Origin of the sequence: Microcoleus sp. CZ3-B2 (assembly GCF_036705055.1) — a bacterium.
Classification (GTDB): domain Bacteria; phylum Cyanobacteriota; class Cyanobacteriia; order Cyanobacteriales; family Microcoleaceae; genus Microcoleus.
Map to the genome: position 1 here is coordinate 22,684 of NZ_JAUBTN010000077.1, position 6,967 is coordinate 29,650.

At 47.2% G+C, this 6,967-nt stretch carries 8 protein-coding genes; 7 read left to right on the forward strand and 1 reads right to left on the reverse strand.

The window, feature by feature from the left end:
- Positions 1-200 precede the first annotated feature (200 nt).
- The 3 genes from QUA97_RS24965 (at position 201) to argH (ending at position 3,727) form a co-directional block, all read left to right on the forward strand.
- Positions 201-1,688: a PP2C family protein-serine/threonine phosphatase gene (locus QUA97_RS24965; RefSeq protein WP_333196808.1), complete on the forward strand. Its 1,488-nt coding sequence runs from the start codon at positions 201-203 to the stop codon at positions 1,686-1,688.
- Positions 1,678-1,914, forward strand: a complete 237-nt coding sequence (locus QUA97_RS24970) for a hypothetical protein (RefSeq protein ID WP_194066727.1) — start codon at positions 1,678-1,680, stop codon at positions 1,912-1,914. Before QUA97_RS24965 ends, QUA97_RS24970 begins: the two co-directional genes overlap by 11 nt.
- A 427-nt stretch (positions 1,915-2,341) precedes the next feature.
- Positions 2,342-3,727 carry an argininosuccinate lyase gene (gene argH / locus QUA97_RS24975; RefSeq protein ID WP_194066728.1) on the forward strand — a complete coding sequence of 462 codons (1,386 nt, stop codon included), beginning with the start codon at positions 2,342-2,344 and terminating at the stop codon, positions 3,725-3,727.
- Between the two features lie 100 nt (positions 3,728-3,827).
- On the opposite strand, the gene QUA97_RS24980 is transcribed toward argH, so the two are convergent.
- Positions 3,828-4,019 carry a hypothetical protein gene (locus tag QUA97_RS24980; protein WP_194066729.1) on the reverse strand — a complete coding sequence of 64 codons (192 nt, stop codon included), beginning with the start codon at positions 4,017-4,019 and terminating at the stop codon, positions 3,828-3,830.
- 622 nt (positions 4,020-4,641) lie between these two features.
- Between QUA97_RS24980 and QUA97_RS24985 the strand changes: the two genes are divergently transcribed.
- The 4 genes from QUA97_RS24985 to QUA97_RS25000 all read left to right on the forward strand — a co-directional run bounded on the left by QUA97_RS24985 (position 4,642) and on the right by QUA97_RS25000 (position 6,750).
- On the forward strand, positions 4,642-4,767 hold the full coding sequence (locus QUA97_RS24985; RefSeq protein ID WP_255515822.1) for a hypothetical protein: 126 nt from the start codon (positions 4,642-4,644) through the stop codon (positions 4,765-4,767).
- A gap of 28 nt (positions 4,768-4,795) precedes the next feature.
- Positions 4,796-5,254: a thioredoxin-dependent thiol peroxidase gene (gene bcp, locus QUA97_RS24990; protein WP_370589010.1), complete on the forward strand. Its 459-nt coding sequence runs from the start codon at positions 4,796-4,798 to the stop codon at positions 5,252-5,254.
- 77 nt (positions 5,255-5,331) lie between these two features.
- The gene (locus QUA97_RS24995) at positions 5,332-5,787 is read left to right on the forward strand and encodes an NUDIX domain-containing protein (protein ID WP_194010783.1); all 456 of its coding nucleotides are present in this window, start codon (positions 5,332-5,334) and stop codon (positions 5,785-5,787) included.
- 156 nt (positions 5,788-5,943) lie between these two features.
- Positions 5,944-6,750 (forward strand): alpha/beta fold hydrolase, encoded by an 807-nt coding sequence (locus tag QUA97_RS25000; RefSeq protein WP_194066730.1) that lies wholly within the window; start codon positions 5,944-5,946, stop codon positions 6,748-6,750.
- The last annotated feature ends 217 nt before the right edge of the window (positions 6,751-6,967 follow it).

A 6,967-nucleotide genomic window follows, 5' to 3' on the forward strand; every position in this document is an offset into this window, starting at 1 on the left:
TTAAGCTCAAACTAGCATCCCACCAAACTACTAAAGAAAAAAAACCGGGTTTCTGCTCGCTGGCGTGCAATATCGTTTCCAGTTGTATCGGTATTGTTCCAAAACTCAACACTCAACAATCACGCTTCGGTGCAACTGGACTCTTCTCTCAGTCCTCAATCAATCAAGTTCCTTTTAAGATCGAAAATCACAAATTTAAAATGACTGCTGTGCCTTTGCCTCGTCCCTCACCTCAACCTGCTGACCGCCCGACGGGTCGCAATTCCACCGACGCGACGCCAGTATTTGCCCTCAAAGAACTGGTGGGCCGCTTGCACCGATACCAGCACAACGTTCAAGATATGTTGGGCTCCCTGGGATTTGCCCTCCGCAGTTTTAACAATCTCAATCAATTTTTGGAGTTAGTACCTTTGGTGGCGACTCGCGTTACCGATGCCGACGGGGGAGCTTTAGTGCTGTTCAAACCCAACGGTCAAGTCAGGTTTCAGCAGTTGCACTGTCAGGAAGGACGGCAGTGCCAAGATTTGCAAAAAGCGCTGGAAATGGCCACCAGACAAGCTACAGCAGTTGCTGCCCCGGCTGGTGAATCTGCTTCCTCAATCTCAGGGCAAACTTCTAGTCTAGACCTGCAAGTAAGTCGTTATTTGGGCCCGGATGTTCAATTGTTTGGAACGCCAATTTTAGTCAAAAATTTAGAACGCGGACGGCTTTATGTTTTTAGCAGTGACCCTCAATATTTGTGGACTTCCAGCAGACAGAAATTAGTTCGGTTGGTGGCGGATCAAACCGCAGTGGCAGTCTACAAAGATGAACTTACTGTTAAGTTAGCTGAAAAAGAACGCTTAGATAGAGAGTTAGAAATCGGGGCGGAAATTCAATTGCGGCTGCAACCCCGCAGTTGTCCGAAAATTCCCGGTCTTGAGGTGGCCGCCCGCTGCCAAACCGCTAGCAGAGTCGGTGGAGATTATTATGATTTTATTCCCGCTGACTATGACCCGATCGGCAAGGAAAATGAGGGGGAAACCCCCCCATCCCTGATTCAAAATCTTAAGTCCAAAATCGACAAGGGCCGCTGGAGCATCGTCATCGGCGACGTGATGGGCAAGGGAGTGCCGGCGGGACTCTTGATGACGATGACTCGGGGTATGCTGCGGGCCGAGGTTTTGAACCGCCACTCGCCTGCGAGAATTTTGCAACATTTAAACCGGGTAATGCACGCGGATTTGGAAAATTCCCACCGTTTTGTTACTCTGTTTTATTCGGAGTATGACCCGAAAACTCGCGTTTTGTCTTACAGCAATGCTGCTCACCACCCGCCTTTGCTGTGGCAAGCTGCAACTAATACGATTCTGGGACTCGATACTTTGGAGGGTATGTTAATTGGTCTCGATCCAGATTCGCACTACCAAGAAGCTCACGTGCAATTGCAGCCGGGAGATACTATTATTTATTACACTGACGGTTTTACCGATGCTGCTAATCAAAGAGGCGATCGGTTTGATGAGGATAATTTGACTGCGGCTTTTCAGTGGGCTTGTCAAAATTATCAGCAGTCTGAGGAAATTTTGGATTATTTGTTCGATCAAGTTCAGCAGTTTATCGGTATTGGCAATCGCAACGCAGATGACATGACACTGGTTGTACTTAGGGTAACACCTTTAACAGGAGAAAATCAACATGATAGTTAATTTAATGCCGGAAATTATTGCTGGATTGACCGGCTCGATTCATTGGCATGATGCAGTTGATTTGTTAGTTGTAAAATCTCATTTGAATACGGTGATTTTGGGCCAAAGCTACGAGATTTTTACTAATTTCCAGAAAGCTTGGAATCATTTTGTTTCGACTGGTCAAATAGGAGCTTTTTTTATAGGTATATTTGTTGGCTGGTTCGTTAAGGGCATTTTTCCTTAGAGCTTTTGTGGGACTTGGGGCATTAGGAAAAGATTTGATATCAATTCCGGTTGTATCGTCAGGTGATTGTTGACTGTTGACTGTTGACTGTTGACTGTTAAGCGGGCACGGGGGCACCGCCCCTACGGACTGTTGACTCGATTTTATTATTCCGATGCAACCGGAAAAGATTTGAAAAGTTAGCAGGCGGGATTTCATTTTTTTGTGATGCAGTATAATTTTAATAATTTTGTAGTCAGGAATTCAGTTTTTTAGTGTCAATACAGGTATAAAAAGTTTGCAGTCGGGATTAAAGTCTTTTTTTGCCGAATTAGGGAAGCAGGATTTTAGTTTGATGCTGCAAATCGGCAGACTTGCATTTCGATGCCCAGAACCGATTTTTTAAAGACTTCTGCAACAGACATATAATCTAGTTTTACCTTCAGTAATGACAGCACAACAAAAAACTTGGAGTCAAAGATTTGAATCAGCGCTGCACCCAGCGATCGCCCGATTCAATGCTAGTATTGGCTTCGACATTGAACTGATTGAGTATGACTTGACTGGTTCTGTCGCTCATGCTAAAATGCTCGCCAAAACGGGGATTATTTCTGCAGCAGAAGGCGAACAGTTAGTCAATGGTTTGGAACAAATCCGCCGCGAATACCGCGAAGGTCTTTTTGTTCCGGGAGTTGATGCAGAAGACGTTCACTTTGCGGTAGAAAAGCGACTGACGGATATTGTGGGGGATGCGGGCAAAAAGCTGCACACAGCTCGATCGCGCAACGACCAAGCAGGTACTGATACTCGTTTGTATTTGCGCGATCGCATCGCCGAAATTCGCCAGCAATTGCGGGAATTTCAAGGGGTTTTACTCGATATTGCCGAGCTTAACGTCGAAACTTTAATCCCCGGTTACACGCACTTGCAGCGCGCTCAGCCAATCAGTTTGGCTCATTACTTGTTAGCTTATTTTGAAATGTCCGATCGCGATTGGGAACGTCTCGGCGATGTCTCCAAGCGGGTGAATGTTTCGCCTTTGGGTTGCGGTGCGCTGGCGGGGACGACTTTCCCAATCGACCGAGATTATACGGCAGAACTCTTGCATTTTGACAAGGTTTATGCTAACAGCTTAGATGGAGTGAGCGATCGAGATTTTGCGATCGAATTTCTCGCAGCCTGCAGCTTGATTTTGGTACACTTGAGCCGCCTGTCAGAAGAAATGATTTTGTGGTCTTCTCACGAATTTGGATTTATTACGCTCAAAGATAGCTGCGCTACGGGTTCTAGCATCATGCCCCAGAAAAAAAATCCCGACGTGCCAGAGTTGGTGCGGGGCAAAGCGGGACGGGTGTTTGGTAACTTGCAAGCCTTGTTGGTAGTAGTGAAGGGACTTCCTTTGGCCTACAACAAAGATTTGCAAGAAGATAAAGAAGCTTTGTTTGATACCGTGAAAACGGTACAGGCTTGCTTGGAAGCAATGACGATTTTGCTCAGGGAAGGAATCGCGTTTAACAAATCGCGCCTCGCCGCGGCTGTTACCGAAGACTTTTCTAACGCTACAGACGTCGCAGACTACTTGGCCGCTAAAGGCGTTCCCTTCCGGGAAGCTTACAACCTCGTCGGGAAAGTCGTCAAAACTTGCCTTTCGGGGGGCAAACTCCTCAAAGATTTGACACTTGAGGAGTGGAAAGACTTGCACCCAGCTTTTGATACAGACATTTACAGCGCGATCGCGCCTCAGCAAGTGGTGGCGGCTCGCAATAGTTATGGAGGTACCGGGTTTGAACAAGTGAGAAAATCACTTATCGCTGCGCGCGATCGGCTCGCCTAAACATCGTTAAATTCTCGGACAAATTCCGGCTGGCTATCTCTCCGAAAGAACGATCGTGTTTTCCACTCTGGTTCTAAATTGGGCAGATAGCCTGACTCTATTACTCTTCAGCAGCAGCCATATCCTTGTCCCGTCCGCCGCCGCTCATGGCGCCCATCCCGCCGCCGTTGCCGCCGTCAAATCGCCTTCTCTTGTTGGAGAACATATCTTGATTTCTCCGCTTGCGAAATTTGCGAGCGTATGCTTGATTTCGTTGTGCCTTCTCTTTCTTGAGATTGCGGCGCTTAGCCATTATGACCTCACTAATAAACATTGACACTCCCCGCGCCCGAAAGCCCGGGAATTCTTAAGATTGATACTCTGTGCACTCAGGCGTGACTGAGATTCTTGCTTGGGCGAAGTCACTTGCTTCTGACAGGATTTCTCCCGCTAAAGCAGACGTGTCTTCTCCCGAAGCGTAAATTCCGGTATACTATACCGTACTCGATCGGTTCTGTTTCTGTAGCTAGGTTTTCTTCAAATTTAGCTTTCGTGACGCTCCCACAACAATCGCAAGCGATATGGTTTAGGCTTCTGAGTCCTGTTAAGGATATCGAGAACTTCCTTCAAGGTACTCCAATCGTTTCCCTCTACGGCATTTTAAAGTGAGGAACACGTCGGGCCCCACTGATATTTTAAAAAGGAATTGGTTCGTCTCGTTGTCCACCCCTCCACGGCTCAAAGCTATGCTTATGAGATTGTGAACGGGTGGAATCAGGAGTCTCACGCGCCTTTTATCCCACACTAACCTTCGATCGGTATACTGTGGGGATTCCTGTCTGCCTAGCTAAACCGCAACACCGTTAGGTGTGACTACGCACTCAACTAATCCAGTTAAGTTTTTACGTTGTCTAGTTATACTCAATTTTAGACCGATGACGATCATAGCACACCCGGTACAAGACCCAGAAAAAAGAACACCGGGATTCAAGTCGCTGGGAATCTGGGTGCGATCGGACGCAATGTTTTTAGTCTCCCAGAGTATTTATCTCAACAATTGACAAATATGACAAATGACACTTAATCCCGGTGACGCGGGATCCTGTCTTCAGCCTGCCCGACGCTGCCGGCAATTTGGTGAGCCTCGCAGATTTGCGAGGGCGGCGAGCTGTACTCTATTTTTACCATCGGGACAATACCTCCGGCTGCACGAAAGAAGCTTGCGGCTTTCGCGACATTTACTCTGAATACCGGGCGCGCAATATTGCAGTGCTAGGTATCAGCACCGACGGGGCCGCGTCTCACGCCAAGTTTGCAGCTAAATATCAACTGCCTTTTCCGTTGCTGTGCGACTCAAAGGCCGAAGTCGCTACCGCCTACGGCTGTTACGGACTGAAAAAGTTTATGGGCAAAGAATTTATGGGAATTATTCGATCGACCTTCGCGATCGACCCAGATGGTAGGATTGAAAAGGTTTATTGCAAAATCAAACCAGAATCTCACGCAGCGGAAATTTTAGCAGACTTGCTAGAAATCTCGCCTGAATGACAAATGCAAAATTAAGACTCCAGAGCTGCGAGCTAGGAGGCCTGGAATTACTTTCTCCTAAACAAGCTTTTGAGTTTATGCGTCGATTGTGGCAAATTGGACAAACTGTGCTGGGGCTGATTTTTCGCCATCCCGTCACTGGTACTGCGGTGATTCCCATATTACCTGACGGGCGAATTGTGTTAATTCGCCGCCGCGACAACGGTCGCTGGGGACTGCCGGGAGGTATGGTTGACTGGGGAGAGGATGTTCCGACAACAGTGCGGCGGGAATTGGCGGAGGAAACAGGACTCGATTTAGTCAAAATCCTGCGCTTGGTGGGCGTTTATTCGGCTGCCGATAGAGACCCGCGCCTGCACTCAATTTGTATCGTGGTAGCTGCTGAAGTGGAAGGAAAGATGCAAATTCAGGATACGCTGGAAATCAGCGAGGTTGAGGCTTTTTCGCCGGGATCGCTGCCGGAAAACCTGCTGAGCCACGATAACGACAAGCACTTGCAGGACTATTTTCAAGGTCTGACAACTTTGGCTTAAACCGGCGGGGCATCCAAATTTAAGCACAGTCAGAAATTATCTCGCCGTCAAAAGTTGTCTGCGATCGGTGGAATTAATTTTTAATTTTTCCCTACCTTAATTTACAGGTTCTGAACATTAAATTAATCATCTTTTTATTGCTAAATATTTAACCGGATGTACTCACAGCTACGCAATTCTCGGGTCAAACTTTCTTTAGGGCAAATCTTCTGGCACGAAGTCGGTCAAGGCTCTAATTTAGTATTTTTACACGGTTCTTGGCAGGACAGCAGTCAGTGGCTGGGGACGATCGAACATTTGAGCCCCTACTACCAATGTTTCGCGCCGGATTTGCTGGGGTTTGGCGATTCCGAACGGCCGAACGTTCATTATTCGATCGACCTAGAAGTAGAATGTCTCGCGCAATACCTCGACACTTTGAACCTGCAACAGGTTTATTTGGTCGGTCATTCTTTGGGCGGCTGGGTGGCGGCCAGCTACGCGATCAAATATCCCGATCGAGTTCAGGGTTTAGTGTTGTTGGCCCCTGAAGGGGTAAAGGTTGGCCACCGGCGGGCGCGGTGGCAGAATGCTCGCTGGCTGATCGGTAAACCTCCCTTAGCTTACTGGTTGTTGCGATCGATCTATCCCATTGCTAAGTTGTTGGGCCGCAAAAAAAAGATTGACAGATTGCTAAACTTCAGACAGCAATTGGTGCAGTCCCCAGTTGCAGTGCAGTTGCTGTTGGGGCGTCGGCGGGCTGAAACTACAGCGGAGTTAGTTGATGATAATTTACCATTTTTGAAAGTGCCTGTTTTGTTGTTGCACGGTTCTGAAGATAGCGTCACAGCTTTATCTCTGTGTCAATGTTATGCCGCTCTAGTTCCTAATGCCGAACTGCAATCTGTCAGCGGGGGAGAAAGCAATTTACCGCAGGAAGCCCCGGATATTGTTGCTAAGTATATTCGCGAATTTGCTAAGTGAATTAGTCAGTAGTCAGTAGTTAGTAGTTAGTAGTTAGTGGTCAGTAGTCAGTAGTCAGTAGTCAGTAGTTAGTAGTTAGTGGTCAGTAGTTAGTGGTCAGTAGTCAGTAGTCAGTAGTCAGTGGGAATTGTGGGCTGTTGACCAATAACCAATAACCAATAACCAATAACCAATAACCAATAACCAATAACCAATAACCAATAACCAATAACCAATA